The organism is Stenotrophomonas sp. 63632_Sma (assembly GCF_056482875.1).
This window is the reverse complement of record NZ_CM151220.1, coordinates 163,308-180,539: the sequence shown is the minus strand read 5'-3', so window position 1 is coordinate 180,539 and position 17,232 is coordinate 163,308. Positions and strand designations below refer to the sequence as shown.

Below are 17,232 nucleotides of genomic sequence, written 5' to 3'. Positions count from 1 at the left end.
AAGGGGGCGCTATTCTATAACCCCCGGGGCCTTCACCGCATCTTTACGAATTCAGGCTTGGCCGTATGGTGAAGCGTTCAGCGCGGCGGGCACTGGAAAGCGGCGAAGCGCTGACTGCCATCGGACGGAGCGGCGGCGGCCTGCACGGCATTGGCACCGGCGCTCGGCGCCTCGTTGCGGGCCAGGGTTTCCAGCTCTTCCTGCACACGCAGCGGGTTGCGGTTGTAGAAGCCGACCTTGCTCTTCACGGTCACCACCACCTCGCCCTTGGCGATGCAGCCAGCGGGAACCGGGCCTGCCGGCAGCACGCGGGTCGCCTTGCCGGCCGGTTCGATCGGCACCCAGGTACAGGCGGTGACGGTGAGCAGCAGGGAGGAAAGCAGCAGAACGCGCATGGGCAGATCCTGGAAGGGTATGGGGGGATTCTGCCTGAACAGCCTGAATCGGGGGTAGCCGGTAGGTGGGTGGGGTCAGATCCCCCGCAGGGGAGCCTGACCCCGCCTTCGGGTCACGGAGTTGCTTACCAGCGGCCTAAGTACCACGGCAAGGTTGTTTACCAGCGGCCGGCACTACCGGAGGAGCTGGCCCGCCCCATGGCGGGCCGGGTAGTGCCTTACTTCTTGACCGGGTTGCCTTCGGCATCGATCACCGTCACCTCGCCCAGGTTCAGCGCGCGCACGGCCGCTTCGGTCTGCTTGAGGTCACCCACCACCACCCAGGTCAGCGCCTGCGGCTTGATCTCGGCGGCGGCCTGCTGCACCTGTGCCGGGGTCATCGCCTCGATCTCGGCCTTGCGGCGCAGCACGTAGTCATCCGGGCGCTTGAACTGCACGATCGAACCGATGGTCGACGCCACCGCGCTGGCGGTCTCGTAGGCACCGGGCAGGCTCAGGGTCTGGATGTTGCGGATGCGGTTGACCTCGGCGGCGGTGGCCGGCTTGCTGCCGTCGGCGAACGCGGCGATTTCCTTGCGCATTTCCGCCATCGCCGGGCCGGTCTTGTCGATCTGCACCGGCGCGCTGGCCATCCACGGGCGCTGGCCCACCGAATTGATCGCGCTGCTGCGCGCACCGTACGACCAGTGCTTGTCCTCACGCAGGTTCATGTTCAGGCGCGAGGTGAAGTCGCCACCGATCACGCCGTTGGCGATATCGAAGCGGGTCGAGCTGGTGGCGCTGGACGGCGCGACCACCTGGCCGGCGAACAGGTTGGCCTGCACCGCGCCCGGCTGGTCGATCAGGAACACGCGCGGGCCCTTCGGCAATGCGACGTCGGTGGCCGCCTTCACCTGCGGGGCATCGCCGGCAGCCTTCCAGTCGCCCAGCTGCTTGTCCAGCAGCGGCACGATTTCCGCCAGCGTGGTATCACCGACCACGATCAGGGTGCCGTTCTGCGGGCGCAGCCAGTCGCGGTGGAAATCAACCAGATCTTCGCGGGTCAGGCCGCTGATCGCCGCCTCATCGCCACTGCCGGTGAACGGAATGGCATACGGGTGGCCCTTGCCATACAGCAGTGGCGGCAGCACGCGCATCGCCACCGCACCCGGGTTGACCTTCTCCTGCTGGATGCCGGCGATCCAGGTCGCCTTGACCCGGTCGATCTCACCCTGCTCGAAGCGCGGCTCGCGCAGCAGGTCGCGGTACAGCGCCAGCGACGGTGCCAGGTTTTCCTTCAGTGCCGACAGGTCCACGCTCATCGAGTCCAGGCCGGCCGAGGCATCCAGGCTGGCGCCCAGCGCATCGGCAGCATCGGCGAAGGCCAGCGAGCCGAGCTTGCCGGCGCCTTCGGTCATCAGGCTCATGGTGAAGTTGGCGGTGCCCGGCTTGCGGCCCTGGTCGGCGCTGAAGCCGCCCGGGAACTGGTAGCTGAACTGCACCACCGGAATCTCATGGCGTTCGGCCAGGATCACCTGGGTGCCGTTCTTCAGCGTGGCGCGCTGCAGCGCCGGGAACTTCAACTGGGGGAACTCGCGGGTCTGCGGCACGCCGGCCTTGCGGTCGACCTGCTCCGGCAGGGTGCTGTACTTGGTGTCCACCGCAGGAACGTTGAACGGCTTCGGCGCCTGGCTCGGGTCTTCCTTCAGCGCCACACGCTCACCCGGTGCGATCACCAGGGTGTGGCTGCCCTTGTCCAGCCACTGCGCGCCCAGCCGGCTCAGATCAGCAGCACTGGCCTTCTCGATGTTGGCCAGCGAGGTGCGGAAGCAGCCCGGGTCGCCGGTGAACACCGCGCACTCGGCCAGTGCGTCGGCCTTGCCACCGAAGCCGCCGATGCGCTCGATGCCGCGGATGAAGCCGGCGCGGGCACCGGTCTTGGCGCGCTCCAGCTCGGCCGCGGTGGGACCCTGCTTGATCAGGCGGTCCAGTTCCTCGTCGATGATCTTCTCGACCTTGGCCGGGTCCTGGCCCTGCTTGACCGTCGCCATGATCACGAAGTTCGAACCCAGCTGCGAGGTCGAAAGGCCCGAGGCGATGCTGTCCACCAGCTTGTCCTGGTGCTGCAGGCGCTGGCTCAGGCGCGAGGACTTGGCACCGCCCAGGACCTGCGCGAACAGCTGCAGCTGATCGACATCGGTGGTGCCGACCTGCGGCACGTTCCAGGCGCGGTAGATGCGCGCCTGCGGCACCTTGTCGGTCATCGTCTCGCGCGTGTCGGCGTTGCGCTTGGCCACGTTCACTGCCGGCTGCGCCATGGTCGGGCCGGCCGGGATGCTGCCGAAGTACTTGCCGACCTTTTCCTTGGCAGTGGGCAGGTCGATGTCGCCGGCCAGCACCAGCACCGCATTGTTCGGGCCGTACCAGGTGCGGAACCAGGTCTTCACGTCATCCAGCGACGCCGCGTTCAGATCGTTCATCGAACCGATCACGCCGTGGTGATACGGGTGGCCTACCGGGTACAGCGCCTTGTTGAGCTGGTCCCAGGCCTGACCGTAGGGCTGGTTCTCGCCCTGGCGCTTCTCGTTCTGCACCACGCCACGCTGCTCGTCCAGCGCCGCCTGGTCGATCGCACCGACCAGATGGCCCATGCGGTCCGACTCCATCCACAGCGCCATGTCCAGCGCGGTGGTGGGCACGTTCTCGAAGTAGTTGGTGCGGTCGGTATTGGTGGTGCCGTTCTGGTTGGTGGCACCGACCTGCTTGAACGGTTCGAAGAATTCGCCGTCGTGGTTTTCGCTGCCCTGGAACATCAGGTGTTCGAACAGGTGCGCGAAGCCGGTACGGCCGGCCGGTTCGTCCTTGCTGCCCACGTGGTACCAGACGTTGACGGCGACGATCGGCGCCTTGCGATCGGTATGCACGATCACGCGCAGGCCGTTGGGCAGGGTGAACTGCTCATACGGGATATCGACCTTGGCCGGTGCGGCCGGCTTGGCCGCCAGCGCATGGGAAGGCACAAGCGTGCCCAGGGCGGTGCTGAGGGCGACGGCCAGCAGTGCAGCGCGCGGGCGAAGGGCGAGAGACATATCCGGATCCTTGGTCACATAGGTGAACCCCGATCCTAGCCTGCGCACGCAGCGGCAGGAATCGGCCAGCAGTCACTGGGGGTGTTTGCCCCTATGCCCCATCCGCAGCGCCGATCTGCGCTGCCCGACCGGTCACAAGCGCCCGCCAGGACCGTCCGGACAGTGTCCGCAGCACATCGAATGGACAGGTGTCCGCCTACCGGACACTTCTCGGCCAAACAAAAACTCTTGCAAATCAACAACTAAAAGTTGGCACGGGGATTGCTTGGTACTTCCTGCGCCAGGAAGGGCTTCAGATGAAAGCTGACTGAAGGCTGAACAAATGCAGGAAACCGAAAATTTTCCTTGCAAGCCCAGAATCGGTGTACTACCTTACTACCACACCACTGATCACCAACACTAAACAGGCCCCGTCATGAACGCCAAGACCATTGCCATCGCCATCGCCCTGATCGCCGGCACCGCGGTTGTTTCGTCGGTGCAGGCCTCCGAATCCATCCCGACCCTGGCCACCGTGCAGGTCCGCCCGGCCGCCGACCAGCTGGCCCAGCAGGCCTGGGAACAGGCCAGCGGCATCCCGACCCTGGCCACCGTGGAAGTGCGCCCGAGCGCCGACCAGCTGGCCGAGCGCAACGGCTACGTTGCCGCCCCGGTTGCTGCCGCGATGCCGATCACCACCCTGGCCTCGGTGGAAGTGCGCCCGAGCCTGGAACAGCGCGTCGCCCTGGCCGCCGAAATGGAAGCCCAGCGCTACGCCGCCACCCTGGCTGCTGCCGCCACCAACGTCGCCAACTCGGTCATCGTCAACCTGCCGGCCCTGCAGGTGCGCCCGAGCGCCGCCGACCTGCAGGCTCTGGCCACCGAAACCGCCCAGGTCCTGCTGCGCCCGTAAGCGGTGCCGCCCTGCCCAGCGCAGGGCGTGCGCCGTAAAGGCGGCGGTCGTCGCAGGTACACTGCGCCGATGAATGCCGCGCCCCAGTTCCACGTGATCCTGTTCCAACCGGAAATCCCGCCCAACACGGGCAATGTGATCCGGCTCTGCGCCAACACCGGCGCGCAGCTGCACCTGGTCGAGCCGCTCGGCTTCGCACTGGAAGACAAGCAGCTCAAGCGCGCCGGCCTGGACTACCACGAATACTCGCGCCTGCAGGTGCACCCCGACCTGGACACCGCGCTGGCGCGGATCGCACCGAAGCGCTTGTTTGCCCTGAGTACGCGTGCCAGCGTGCGCTACGACAGCGTGGCCTTTGAAGATGGTGATGCCTTCCTGTTCGGCCCGGAAAGCCGCGGCCTGCCGCAGGACGTGCTCGATGCCTTGCCCGATGGCCGCCGCCTGCGCCTGCCGATGCGGCCGGACAACCGCAGCCTCAATCTTTCCAACACCGTTGCGGTGGTGATGTACGAAGCGTGGCGGCAGCACGGGTTTGCTGGCGGCGCGTAAACCGCCTCAGGTGGGTGTGGACCTGCTTCTGGTGGGTGCGGACCCTGGTCCGCACTGATGCCCGGTCGCGCACTGAAGGAATGTGCCAACCAAGGTTGGCACCTACCAAAGGCAGGTCCAGGCCGCCGCCGAGAACCTCTGATGGCTGTGGATCGCTTCTGGTGGGTGCGGACCTTGGTCCGCACCGATGCCCGGTCGTGCGCTGAAGGAATGTGCCAACCAAGGTTGGCACCTACCAAAGGCAGATCCAGGCCGCCGCCGAGAACCTCTGATGGCTGTGGATCGCTTCTGGTGGGTGCGGACCTTGGTCCGCACCGATGCCCGGTCGCGCGCTGAAGGAATGTACCAACCAAGGTTGACACCTACCAAAGCACATCCCAGGTGGCCGTGGCAGGTGCCATGTGCAGCAGATCCACGCCATGCGTGGATGGTGTTCCCCGCACCGCCTAGAACGCGTTGATGCCGGTCAGTTCGCGGCCGATCACCAGCTGGTGCACGGTCTCGGTGCCTTCATAGGTGATCACCGATTCCAGGTTCAGCGCATGCCGGATCGCTACATGCTCGGTGGTGATGCCGGCGCCGCCCAGCAGATCGCGACACTCACGGGCGATGTCGATCGCCATGCGGCAGTTGTTCCACTTGGCCAGGCTGACCTGCTGCGGCTGCAGCTGGCCAGCTTCCTTCAGGCGGCCCAGCTGCAGGGCCAGCAGCTGCGCGGTGGTGATGCGGCGGGCCATCTCGGCCAGCTTGATCTGCGCGCTCTGCGTGGCCGCCAGCGGGCGACCGAACAGCACGCGCTCCTTGGCATAACCCAGTGCTTCATCCAGGCAGGCAATCGCCGCACCGATCGGGCCCCAGCTGATGCCATAGCGGGCCTGGGTCAGGCAGCCCAGCGGCCCCTTCAGGCCCTTCACGTTCGGCAGCCGGTGGCTGTCAGGCACGCGCACGTCATCGAAGAACAGCGCCCCGGTCAGCGATGCGCGCAGGCTCATCTTGTGCTTGATCTCCTGCGTGGTGAAGCCAGCCATGCCCTTTTCCAGCACGAAACCCTGGATGCCGTCCTCGGTCTGCGCCCAGACGATGGCCAGGTCGGCCACCGGGCCGCTGGTGATCCACATCTTGCTGCCGCTGATGCGCCAGTCGCTGCCGTCGCGCACCGCGCGGGTCTTCATGCTGGCCGGATCGGAACCCCCATGCGCCTCGGTCAGGCCGAAGCAGCCGATCAGTTCGCCGCGCGCCATCGCCGGCAGCCACTGCTGGCGCTGTTCCTCGCTGCCATAGGCGTAGATCGGGTACATGCACAGCGAGCTCTGCACCGAGACGAAGCTGCGCAGGCCCGAATCGCCGCGCTCCAGCTCCTGGCAGATCAGGCCGTAGCTGACCGCGCCGAGGCCACCACCGCCGTACTCGGTCGGCAGGGTCGCACCGAGCAGGCCCAGTGACGCGATCTCCGGCACCAGTTCATCGGGGAAGCGGGCCTGGTCGAAGGCATCGCCGATGATCGGCAGCACGCGCTCGTTGGTGAAACGGGCGACGCTCTCCTGCACCGCGCACTCTTCCTCGTTGAGCAGGGAACGGACATCGAACAGATCGTACGGATGCAAAGCCATGGCACTCACGCGCAGTCAGGACTGGGCCATTGTCGGTCATCCGGGCAGAGCGTGCCGACCAAGGTCGGCACCCACCAGAGCCGCGGCCCTACGCTGCATTGCAGCAATCCGGGTGTGAACATCGGCGATCTAGCTCGATCACGCGCGTCCCGGTACCCTGACACATTCAAACAACCGTTTCGCCCGTGGCTGCACGCGCGATTCCCAGGCACCGCCGGTGGCCCCGATGCCGGCCCTACCCACGAGTCATGCAATCGATGAGCGCTGAAGCCAACGCCCTGCCCCCGCGTGAAGTAATGGAATTCGACGTGGTGATCGTCGGCGCCGGCCCCGCCGGCCTGGCCACCGCGATCCGCCTGCGCCAGCGCGCGATCGAAGCCGGCCGCGAGTTGTCGGTGTGCGTGCTGGAGAAGGGGTCCGAACCAGGCGCGCACGTGCTGTCCGGCGCGGTGATGGATCCGCGCGCGCTGACCGAACTGTTCCCGGACTGGGCCGAGCGTGGCGCACCGCTGAAGCAGAAGGTCACCCGCGACGAATTCCTGTTCCTCAGCGAAACCGGCGCACGCAGCACGCCCAACGCGCTGCTGCCGGAGTGCTTCCACAACGAAGGCAACTACATCATCAGCCTGGGCGAAGTGACCCGCTGGCTGGCGCAGCAGGCCGAGGCGCTGGAAGTGGCGATCTTCCCGGGCTTCGCCGCCGCCGAAGTGCTGTATGGCGACAACGGTGAAGTGATCGGCGTGGCGACCGGCGACATGGGCATCGAGAAGGACGGCAGCATCGGCCCGGCCTTCGAGCGCGGCATGGCGCTGCACGCCAGGTACACGATCTTCGCCGAAGGCGCACGCGGCCACCTGGGCCGCCAGCTGATCGCCCGCTACAAACTCGACGAAGGCAAGGATCCGCAGGCCTACGGCATCGGCATCAAGGAACTGTGGCAGATCGACCCGGCCAAGCATGAGCCGGGCCTGGTAGTGCATGCCGCCGGCTGGCCGCTGGACAGCGACACCTACGGCGGCGCGTTCCTGTACCACGCCGACGGCGGCAAGGTCGCCATCGGCTACGTGGTCGGCCTGGACTACAGGAACCCGTGGCTGAGCCCGTTTGAAGAGTTCCAGCGCTTCAAGACCCACCCGTCCATCCGCAAGCACCTGGAAGGCGGCACCCGCATCGGCTACGGCGCGCGCGCGATCACTGCCGGCGGCCTGCTGTCGCTGCCGAAGACGGTGTTCCCCGGTGGCGCGCTGGTCGGCTGCGAGGCCGGCTACCTCAACGCCAGCCGCATCAAGGGCAGCCACGCCGCGATCAAGACCGGCATGCTGTGCGCCGACGCCGCGTTCGATGCACTTGCCGCTGACCGCCAGCACGATGAACTGAGTGCCTACCCGACGGCGTTCGAAGCCAGCTGGCTGTTCACCGAACTGCAGCAGGCCAAGAACTTCAAGCAGTGGTTCAAGAAGGGCCAGACCGTGGCCACGCTGATGACCGGCGTGGAGCAGTGGCTGCTTCCCAAGCTGGGCGTGCGCAACCCGCCGTGGACCCTGCACCGCACCCAGCCCGACCACGTCTGCCTGGAGCCGGCGGCCAAGCACACCCGCATCGCCTACCCGAAGCCGGATGGCGTGCTGACCTTCGACCGTCTCAGCTCGGTGTTCCTCAGCAGCACCAACCACGACGAGAACCAGCCCAGCCACCTGACGCTGAAGGACCCCAGCATTCCGGTGAAGGTGAACCTGGCCGAGTACGCCGGCCCGGAAGCCCGCTACTGCCCGGCGGGTGTGTACGAGTTCGTCGGTGAAGCCGATAACGCGCGCCTGCAGATCAACGCGCAGAACTGCGTGCACTGCAAGACCTGCGACATCAAGGACCCGACCCAGAACATCGTCTGGGTGACCCCGCAGGGCGGTGGCGGCCCGAACTATTCGGGCATGTGATTGCTCCGGGCTGCGACCGCGTGTCGCAGCCCACCTGCCCCGCTGCGTCGCTATCCTGCCCGCCCATGCGTGCTTTCCGCCTGCTCATCACCATTGCTTTGACCCTGGCGGCCACGGCCTGCCAGCGCCCGCCTGCGGCACCGGCCACGCCGGAACAGGCGCAGCAGCAGGCCATGCAGCGCGCGTTCGAGCTGTGCGCCGGCTGCCACACCGTGCAACCTGGTGGCATCCACCGCTTCGGGCCCAATCTGCACGGCGTGATCGGCCGCCGCGCTGGCAGCCTGCCGGACTATGGCTATTCCGACGGCATGCGCAGCGCCGATATCACCTGGACCGCGCAGACCCTGGATGCGTTCCTGCAGTCGCCCACCCACGTGGTGCCCGGCACGCGCATGTACAACGCCTTCCCCAGCGCCGAACGCCGCGCGCTGGTGATCGCCTACCTGCAGCAGCAGTCGGCTCAGTGAGCCAGGCGCTGCAGCTGTCGCTGCAGCCGTGCCACAAATTCCGCCACTGCCGCGAACAACGGCGCCACATCGGCTTCCGCCGCATCCTGCAGACGCTCTACCAGCGCATTGGCCTGCCCGGCCAGCACTGTCGCTCCCACGGCGCCCAACCCACCGGCCTGACGATGCAGGTGCAGTGCGGCCGCCTCGCGATCTCCAGCCTGCAGCGCGCGCTGCACAGCGGCAAGATCGCCCTCGCTGGCCTGCAACAGGCTGTCGCGCAGCTGCTCGGCCACCGCACGCGAGCCGAAGCGCCGCTGCAGGCTGTCCAGATCGGGCAGCGTCCCAGCATCGTCGGCGGCGGACCCGGCCTGCGGCTCCTCGAACGACTGTCCCTGCGCCTGCGGCAACCAGCGCAGCAGTGCGGTACGCAGCGTGGCCAGTGACAGCGGCTTGGCCAGCACTTCGTCCATGCCGGCCTCGCGGCAGCGCCGTGCATCGTCATCCAGCACGCTGGCGGTCAGCGCCAGCACGGTCAGCCGCGGCTGGCCGTTGCGGCCCTCGCGTTCGCGCAGCAGGCGGGTGAAACCGAAGCCATCGAGCACCGGCATCCGGCAGTCGGTGATCACCAGATCGAAACTCTCCGACGACAGCCGATCCAAGCCCTGCTGGCCGTCACCGACCATCACATGCGGCACCCCCAGCTGCTGCAGTCGCCAGGCCATCATCGCCTGGTTGGTCGGGTGGTCTTCGATCACCAGCACCCGCGCCTGGCGCAGCGCCGGCGGCAGCAGCGAGGCCTGTTCCTGCTCGGCGACCAGCGCTTCCACATCACCGCTGCCGGCTTCCACCAGCGACAGCCGCACCTCGGCGCGGGTCCCTTCGCCCAGCGTGCTGTGCAGCTCCAGCTCGCCGTCCATCATCTGCACCAGGCGCTGGCAGATGCTCAGGCCCAGGCCAGTACCCCCATGGTCGCGCTGGATGTAGGCACCGGCCTGGGTGAACGGCGCAAACAGGTGCTGCAGCTGTTCCGGCGCGATGCCGATGCCGGTGTCGGTGACGCTCAGGCACAGCGGCTGGCTGCCGTCTTCGGCGGTCGGCCCCAGCACGTCCAGCTGCAGCCGCACTTCGCCGCGCACGGTGAACTTGATGGCGTTGCTGAGCAGGTTGAACACGATCTGGCGCAGGCGCACGCCATCCACTTCGTGCGCGGCCGCCAGCTGCGGGTCGATCTGCACGTGCAGGTCCAGCCCACGTGCACTGGCCTGCGCCGACAACAACCGGCACACGCTTTCCAGCAATGGCCGCAGCGGCTGCGGCACCGGTTCCAGGCGCAGCGCGCCGGCCTCAAGCCGCGAGTAGTCAAGAATATCGTCGAGGATCTGCCGCAGCATCTGCGCCGAATCCTCGATCACCCCTAGGATGCGCTGCTGCTCGGCATCCAGCGGCGAATGCGCCAGCACTTCCAGCATGCCCAGCACGCCACTCATCGGCGTTCGGATTTCATGGCTCATGGTCGCCAGGAAACGCGACTTCGCCTCCGCCGCCTGTTCGGCGTCAGCCTTGGCCGCAGTGAGGGCCTCGGCCTGTGCACGCGCCTCGCTGACATCCACCCAGTATCCACTCCAGGTGACCACGCCCGCTTCCGCCGCATAGGGATGGGCCTGGCTGCGCACCCAGCGCGCGCCGGTGCCTTCAGGTCGCAGCCGGAACTCGAGAACAAGCGGTGCGAACTGGCGCGCCGCCTGCTCGACCGCATGCAGGATGTGCTCGCGGTCGTCTTCCTCGATGCGCTCCAGCAGGCACATTGCATCCTGTTCGGCCTGCTGCCGGCTGATCCCGAACAACGCCTGCAGGTCACCGGCAATGAACGGGAAGCTGAGGGTTCCGTCTGCCGCGCGGCGAGCCTGATAGACCACGGCGGGCAGGTTGTCGGTGACTTCGGCCAGGCGCTGTTCCAGGTGACGCCGTCCGGCCACCTCGCGGCGCAGCCGCCAATGCCCGATGGCGTGCACCAGCAGCGCGGTGAGCAGCACCAGCAGCAGCGGCACGCCCCAGCGCATCGCGCTGTTCCAGTCCAGGCCGTTGCGGTACTCGACGGCCAGCCAGTCCCCGCGCAGGGCCTCGCGCTTGCGCGGCGTCATCTGCAGCAGCAGGCGGTCGAAGGTGGTGGCCAGGGCGGCATGGCGGCGCTCAACCGCCAGCACCAGCTGATCGTTGAAACCTGCCGGTGCCGCCACCTGCAGGCGCCCCGGGAAGCGGTTGCGCAGCAGATGGTCAACCAGTGCCAGGTTGCCTACGTAGGCATCGGCGTCGCCATTGATCAGGCGCTGCAGGGCCTGTTCCGCGCTGCGTGCCGCGATGATCCGCGCCTGCGGCGCCTGCTGCAGCACATAGCCACGCACGCGTTCCGGATCGGACAGCAGCACCCGTTTGCCCTGCAGGTCGGACAGGCCCAGCAACGCCGGGCTGTCACGCCGGCTGACGATCACGTTCGGCACGCTGATGAAGGGCTGGCTGAACACCCAGTCCGGGCCCAGGTAGCGAGAATCGGCAGGAATGCCCATCACCGCCTGCAGCTCGCCGCGACGCGCCTTCTCGCGCACCTCGTACCAGTCATGGCTGTTTTCCACCTGCAGGTTGGCGCCAGCCTGCAGCAGGCGCCGCAGGTATTCGCTGGCCAGGCCACTGGGGTTGCCATCCTGGTCCGCGAACGACAGCGGCGCCGCGTTCGGCGCGAAGCCGATCTTCAACGGCTGCTCCAATACCCGTTTCTCGGCCTGGCTCAACGCCAGCTGTGCCGATGCCGACCACTGCGGAGGTGGCAGCCAGCGCTGCACCAGCGCATCGCGCTGGGCCTGGCTGGTCGCAGCCAGTGCCAGGTCCAATGCTTCGGCCAACGGCTGCTTGCTGTTGGGAACACCGAAGTGCAGCCGTTCGGGCGGCAGATCGCTGGGGCGCAGCAGCACGACCCCCTGCAGGTCCTCGCGTGCGATCAGTTCGGTGGCCACGTAGGCATTGCCGATGTAAACGTCTGCCTTGTCGTCTCTGACCATCTCCAGCGCCGCCAACGAGCTGTTTGCGACAAGCTGTCGTGCCCGGGGAAAGCGCGCCCGCACCTGCGGGCCGGTCAGGAAGTCCTGCTCGATCACCACCCGCAGTCCATCCAGGTCGGGGATGTCGGAGGCACGCAGGTCATCCGGGCGTCCCACCAGGGCCAGCGGTGCCTCGCCATAGGCGGCGGTATAGACCATGCAGCGGGTGCGGTCGGCACTGAGACCGACATTCATCACTACATCGATCTCGCCACGACATGCCGCATCCAGCACGGATGTCCAGTCGGGATAGCGCCGTGCCTCCACCTTCACGCCCAGCTGACGGGCGAGAAGCGACAGATAATCCGGGCCCAGGCCGACCTGCTGGCCATCACGGAGGGACTCGAACGGCGGCCAGCCACTGTCATACTGGCCCACGACGATGCTCGGATGCGCGGCAAGGTACTCGCGCTGCAGCGGGCTGAGCGGCAAAAGCCCAGGCACCGCCTGTGCCAGCGCCGCAGGCAGCACCAGCACGGCCAGCAGCAGGACCAGCCCGCGAACAGCCCAGCTACGCATCGGCGTTGATCTCCTAGAATCTGCCAGGAACCGCGATGGTCGCGGTCCGGCGTGCCCGGTGGCCATACTAGAGCATGAGCTTGCGCATCATCATCGCAGACGACCACCCGGTGGTCCGTATCGGTACCCGTGCCGTCATCGAATCGAGCGGGGTGGGCCGCGTGGTCGGCGAAGCCGACAGCGCGCAGGCGCTGATGGCCCTGCTCGGCAGCCAACCCTGTGACCTGCTGGTAACCGACTACTCCATGCCGGGCAGTCCCCAGGCCGACGGCTTCGCCATGATCGGCATGATCCGCCGCCGTCATCCCGACCTGCCGGTGCTGATGCTCAGTGTCTCCAACAACCTGGCGATCCTGCGCATGGTGCTCGACAGCGGCGTGCTCGGCCTGGTCGACAAGAGTTCGTCGATGGACGAACTGCCACAGGCCATCCAGGCGGTCTACCGGGGCCAGCCCTACATCAGCCGCAGCCTGCGCGAGCGGGTCGAGGCCGCTGGCAGCTGGCGCATGCGCGAGGGCGACGGCAAGCCACTGTCGCCACGCGAGGTGGAGGTGCTGCGGCTGCTGGGCACCGGCATGACCGTGAAGGAAATCTCGCTGCAGCTGCACAAGAGCGTCAGCACCATCAGCCGGCAGAAGGGTGACGCCATGCTCAAACTGGGCCTCAAGGGCGACGCCGAGCTGTTCGATTACCTGCGCGACGGCAAGATCTGAGAGCCAGATCACACAAGAAGGTCAGCTGCCACCGCCCTCTTTGACCGGCCGCCGATCTGTGCCAAGATGGTCCGGCATGAGTTCTCAATGCGAGGTCGAAGGAATCGACCGGCTCATGTCCTCGCTCCCGTTCCTGGTGGACGTGGCGCGGTTTCCTGCCGGCCGTCTGGCCCGGCAACGCTGACCATGGAGAGGCGCATGCATCATCCCCCCAAGCTACGCTGGACCCTGCCGTTGCGGCCTCTGCGCGCATTCGCGGCGTGCCTGCTCGTCTCTCTTTCCGCTGCCGCCTGCAGCGCCGCCGATCCGGCCCCCTCGTCCTCCCAGCCCGGCGCCCCTGCGCAGGCTGCCAATGCGCCCCGACAGGATGTTGCCCCGATGCAGACCCCCACCCCCGATGCCGCCGCCACCCCGCCCGACGCGCCGACCGTGATGTATTTCACCTACCAGGTGGACGGCGATGGCGCGACCTCCTATGAGGTCCAGAACGGCAGCGTGGCGACCTTCTGGTTCGGCCACACCTTCACTCTCGATGGCACCACGTACTACACGGGTTTCTCCTGGGATACCCGCGAGCACTACGGCAAGCCGGGCGAGCAGACGCCGGCCGGTCCGGATGACCGCGCCAACCTTGCCGAGGCCACCTTCGTGCTGGCCGGCACCGACGCCAGGAAGCCATGGAAGTTCCGTGGCCAGGAATGGACCATCGGCGCACTGGGCGCGTACGACAAGGCCGACGATGTCGATACCCGGCGCAAGCCGCTTGAACATCGCACGGCCGATGGTCGCCTGCTGCTGGCGGTGCCGACCAGCAGCTTCGACCGCGGCATCAGCAGCACCGGCTATGCGCTGCTGCTGTTCAACCCCAGGCGCAGCGAAGACGACGTGGACAGCAAGGTCTGGCGCTATGTCGGTTCAGTGCGCACGGGTGAGGACAACAGCGCCGCCTGCGACGACGGCAACGTGATGCCCTGCACCGACAGCGATGGCGAACTGACCTTCGCTGCCGACGGCGACGGCCTGCCGCGACTGACCGTGACCTTCAAGGGCACCACCATCGAAGGCCCCGGCAAGACCCGCGCACTGGGTGCCGGCGACGCCGTGCACTACACCTTCGACAGCGCGACCCAGCAGTACGTCGCGCCCTGATAGCACCCGCCACGCGCGGGTTCCCTGTTGACCGACATGTTCTTGACTCACGGATGAGTCCGGTTGGCGATTCGCGGCACGCGCCGCTCCATCAACCCCGAGGAAAACGTCATGGCACAGCATGACTACAGCAGAAAGGAAGTCCTGGACATCGTCGAGCAGGTCGCCAGGCAGAAGGGCATCCCTGTGGATGACTTCATGCGTTTCGCGCACATCGAGACCGGCGGCACCTTCAACGAGCGCGCCCACAACACCTCATCCGGCGCCAAGGGCCTGTTCCAGTTCGTGCCCGGCTCCGCGCGCCAGTACCACCTGACCGGCCACGAGTTCGACCCCACCCGCAACACCGAAGCGGCCGCGCAGATGTACCAGGACAACCTGGACTCGATGGCGCGCCGCAACGAGCGCACCGGCAACCCGTACCTGTCCGGGGGCAACACGCCCACCGGGCTGGACCTGTACCTGGCCCACCAGCAGGGCAGCGCCGGCTACGGCTCGGTGCAGACTGCCATTGCCACCGGCACCTTCGGTGTGGTCCGCAACAGCCACGGCGACGAGATCAACATGCGCCGCAACGTGCTGAACCAGATCGGCTCCGACGCGAAGGCGCTGACCGGCCACACCCTGGCCGAGATGCGCGGGATGAACGACGGCGACCTGGCGCGGACGTTCTCCAGCTATTACATCCACAAGTACGCAGCGATCAGCATTCCGGAAAAGAACATCGAACCGCAGGCGGTAGTGCAGGGCCAGGGCCAGACCCCGGCAGCACCTGCGCAGGCCAGCGCAGCCGTGGCGGCGGGTGCAGCCACGCTGGCGGCAACCGCAACGGCAGCTGCCACACCGAAGCCAGGCATTGAACTGCAGGCCGCCTACGAGGCCGGCGTGAAGTACGACGACGTCAAGTACGCCATCAACATTCCGGGCCACGCACTGTACGTACCGGGCAAGACCGGCAAGAACGTGGAGCAGGGTTACATCGACTGTTCCGGCTGGGTCGGCACGCTGCAGAACCGGACCATGGACGAGATCAACCAGAAGGCCGGGCACGCGGTGTTCAGCAAGGCTGATCGCATCGACCTGGGCAACCTCGGTTCCGGTGGGATCGTGCGCAAGGCGTTCGACCAGTCCGGCGTGCTGCTGGACCGCGACGCGATCCTGAAGCCCGATGCGCTGAAGGAAGGCATGATCATCGGCCTGGATACGGCCAGGACCCGCCATGAGCACTGGAACGGCATCGACCACATCGTGATGGTGGTGCGCGACCCCAACACCGACAAGCTGCTGATCAGCCAGTCCACCGGCAGCAAGGGCGTGCACACCATGCCGGTCGAGGACTACCTCAAGCAGGTGAAGGACCACCCGAACTGGAAGCTGTACGCCTCCGACCCGCTGTCCAAGGCGCGCGATCTGCTGGAGAACCGCACCCAGTCGCACGAACAGACTCAGGGCAGGCCCGCGGCCGAGCACAAGGCCGCTGCCACGCCGCACGCCGAACTCTACAAGCAGGGCGCACACAGCGAGGGCGTGCGCAAGGTGCAGGAGCAGCTGGGCCACCTGGGCTACGTCGGCGCCGACGGCAAGCCGCTGGTCGAAGATGGCCGCTTCGGCCGCAACACCGACGCGGCAGTGCGCCAGCTGCAGAAGGACAACGGCCTGGTGGTCGACGGCATTGTCGGGGCGAAGACCCTGGAGGCAATCAAGGACGCACGCGAACGGCCGTTGCTGAACGACGAGCGGCACCCGCGCAATCCGTTGTTCATCCAGGCCAGCAAGGGTCTGGAACTGCTGCCGGCCGGGACCTTCAAGGACCGCCACACGCTGGAAAGCGCTGCTGCGGCTTTGACCAAGGAGGCGCATGCCGCCGGCCTGCAGCGCATCGACTCGGTGGTGCCCAGCCCGAACGGTGAGCGCCTGTTCGCCGTGCAGGGCACCATCGGCGACCCGGCCGCCATTCGCGCGGCGGTGGAGACCCGTACGGCCAGCGAGCAGAGCCTGGCACTCAGCAGCGGTGCCGTGCAGGGCGCGCCGAACGTGCTGCACCAGCAGCAGGAGACGCAGCAGGAGCAGGCCCGGCAGGCGCAGAAGGCGATGGGCGTCTAGGCCCGCGGCGCCTTGGGAGAGAAGGGAGGGCCACGTTCGCGTGGCCCTTTCCCTTTCTGCCAGCTGAGCGGCCGGGGCCGCTTTCAGCCTTGCTTCATGCCGCCTGCCGCTAGATGAATGCGCAAGCCGCACGGTGGACCAGGCAATGTTCCGGCAATGTTGGAACGCCAGCGTGGACATCACGGCAGCCGGGGCGCCCCGCGCCCTCCCTGCCCAGCGTGGCATGCACCTCACAGGAGAACGAACATGCTCAGTACTTCCGCACTCAGCTTCCGCGGTCTGGCGATGGCTCTGGCACTGGTGGCCGGTGTGGCCGTGGTCAGCGATGCCAGCGCGATGTCGAGGAAGGACAAGCGCACCCTGGTCGGCGCCGTGGTCGGTGGCGTGGCCGGCAACCTGCTCTCCAACGGTGATCCCGCTGCCACTGTCGGCGGTGCCGTGGCCGGCGGCGCGATCGGCAACCTGACCACTTCCGACCGCCGCGACCGTCGTTACTACGACAATCGCCGTTACGACAACCGCTACGATCGCCGATACGACCGTGGCTACTACCGCAGCGGCTACTACGACCGCGGTGACGACCGTCGCTGGCAGCGCGAGCGCTACTACGACAACCGCTACTACCACGACCGCGGCCGCCATCGCGGCTGGTAAGCAGCGCGGCATCCCCCATGCCGATGCACGGACGGGCGGGTCGATGACCCGCCCGTTTGCGTTGCGGGCGGCCATGGCGTTGAATGCGCACCCTTGGATGTGACT

General features: G+C 67.2%; 12 protein-coding genes. 8 read left to right on the top strand and 4 right to left on the bottom strand.

Translation table 11 applies throughout. From position 1 onward, the window contains the following. Positions 1–77: 77 nt before the first annotated feature. Together ACZK45_RS00795 and ACZK45_RS00790 are read right to left on the bottom strand one after the other, a co-directional pair. Positions 78–395, bottom strand: a complete 318-nt coding sequence (locus tag ACZK45_RS00795) for a DUF4156 domain-containing protein (protein WP_478445296.1) — start codon at positions 393–395, stop codon at positions 78–80. Positions 396–613: 218 nt separating this feature from the next. Further along, positions 614–3,463 carry a M16 family metallopeptidase gene (locus tag ACZK45_RS00790; RefSeq protein WP_478445295.1) on the bottom strand — a complete coding sequence of 950 codons (2,850 nt, stop codon included), beginning with the start codon at positions 3,461–3,463 and terminating at the stop codon, positions 614–616. 415 nt (positions 3,464–3,878) lie between these two features. Here ACZK45_RS00790 and ACZK45_RS00785 point away from each other — a divergent pair, with 415 nt between their 5' ends. Then, positions 3,879–4,355: an XAC0231 family protein gene (locus tag ACZK45_RS00785; protein ID WP_125893093.1), complete on the top strand. Its 477-nt coding sequence runs from the start codon at positions 3,879–3,881 to the stop codon at positions 4,353–4,355. A gap of 69 nt (positions 4,356–4,424) precedes the next feature. Next, positions 4,425–4,904, top strand: coding sequence for a tRNA (cytidine(34)-2'-O)-methyltransferase (locus ACZK45_RS00780; protein WP_005407625.1), 480 nt, complete (start codon positions 4,425–4,427; stop codon positions 4,902–4,904). Between the two features lie 446 nt (positions 4,905–5,350). Here ACZK45_RS00780 and ACZK45_RS00775 read toward each other — a convergent pair whose 3' ends face one another. Continuing rightward, positions 5,351–6,514 (bottom strand): acyl-CoA dehydrogenase family protein, encoded by a 1,164-nt coding sequence (locus tag ACZK45_RS00775; RefSeq protein ID WP_478445294.1) that lies wholly within the window; start codon positions 6,512–6,514, stop codon positions 5,351–5,353. A gap of 257 nt (positions 6,515–6,771) precedes the next feature. On the opposite strand from ACZK45_RS00775, the gene ACZK45_RS00770 reads away from it, so the two are divergent. Further along, positions 6,772–8,448: an electron transfer flavoprotein-ubiquinone oxidoreductase gene (locus ACZK45_RS00770; protein ID WP_478445293.1), complete on the top strand. Its 1,677-nt coding sequence runs from the start codon at positions 6,772–6,774 to the stop codon at positions 8,446–8,448. Positions 8,449–8,513: 65 nt separating this feature from the next. Further along, positions 8,514–8,915 (top strand): c-type cytochrome, encoded by a 402-nt coding sequence (locus ACZK45_RS00765; protein WP_478445292.1) that lies wholly within the window; start codon positions 8,514–8,516, stop codon positions 8,913–8,915. On the opposite strand, the gene ACZK45_RS00760 is transcribed toward ACZK45_RS00765, so the two are convergent. Beyond that, the gene (locus ACZK45_RS00760) at positions 8,909–12,508 is read right to left on the bottom strand and encodes an ATP-binding protein (RefSeq protein WP_253145705.1); all 3,600 of its coding nucleotides are present in this window, start codon (positions 12,506–12,508) and stop codon (positions 8,909–8,911) included. The two genes, ACZK45_RS00765 and ACZK45_RS00760, sit on opposite strands and share 7 nt — an antisense overlap. Positions 12,509–12,582: 74 nt before the next feature. Between ACZK45_RS00760 and ACZK45_RS00755 the strand changes: the two genes are divergently transcribed. The 4 genes from ACZK45_RS00755 (at position 12,583) to ACZK45_RS00740 (ending at position 17,127) form a co-directional block, all read left to right on the top strand. After that, positions 12,583–13,221 (top strand): response regulator, encoded by a 639-nt coding sequence (locus tag ACZK45_RS00755; protein ID WP_032130138.1) that lies wholly within the window; start codon positions 12,583–12,585, stop codon positions 13,219–13,221. A 378-nt stretch (positions 13,222–13,599) separates the two neighbouring features. Continuing rightward, positions 13,600–14,370, top strand: coding sequence for a hypothetical protein (locus ACZK45_RS00750; protein ID WP_180837891.1), 771 nt, complete (start codon positions 13,600–13,602; stop codon positions 14,368–14,370). Positions 14,371–14,481: 111 nt separating this feature from the next. Next, on the top strand, positions 14,482–16,473 hold the full coding sequence (locus tag ACZK45_RS00745; protein ID WP_253145703.1) for an XVIPCD domain-containing protein: 1,992 nt from the start codon (positions 14,482–14,484) through the stop codon (positions 16,471–16,473). 246 nt (positions 16,474–16,719) lie between these two features. Next, the gene (locus ACZK45_RS00740) at positions 16,720–17,127 is read left to right on the top strand and encodes a glycine zipper 2TM domain-containing protein (RefSeq protein WP_071228796.1); all 408 of its coding nucleotides are present in this window, start codon (positions 16,720–16,722) and stop codon (positions 17,125–17,127) included. The last annotated feature ends 105 nt before the right edge of the window (positions 17,128–17,232 follow it).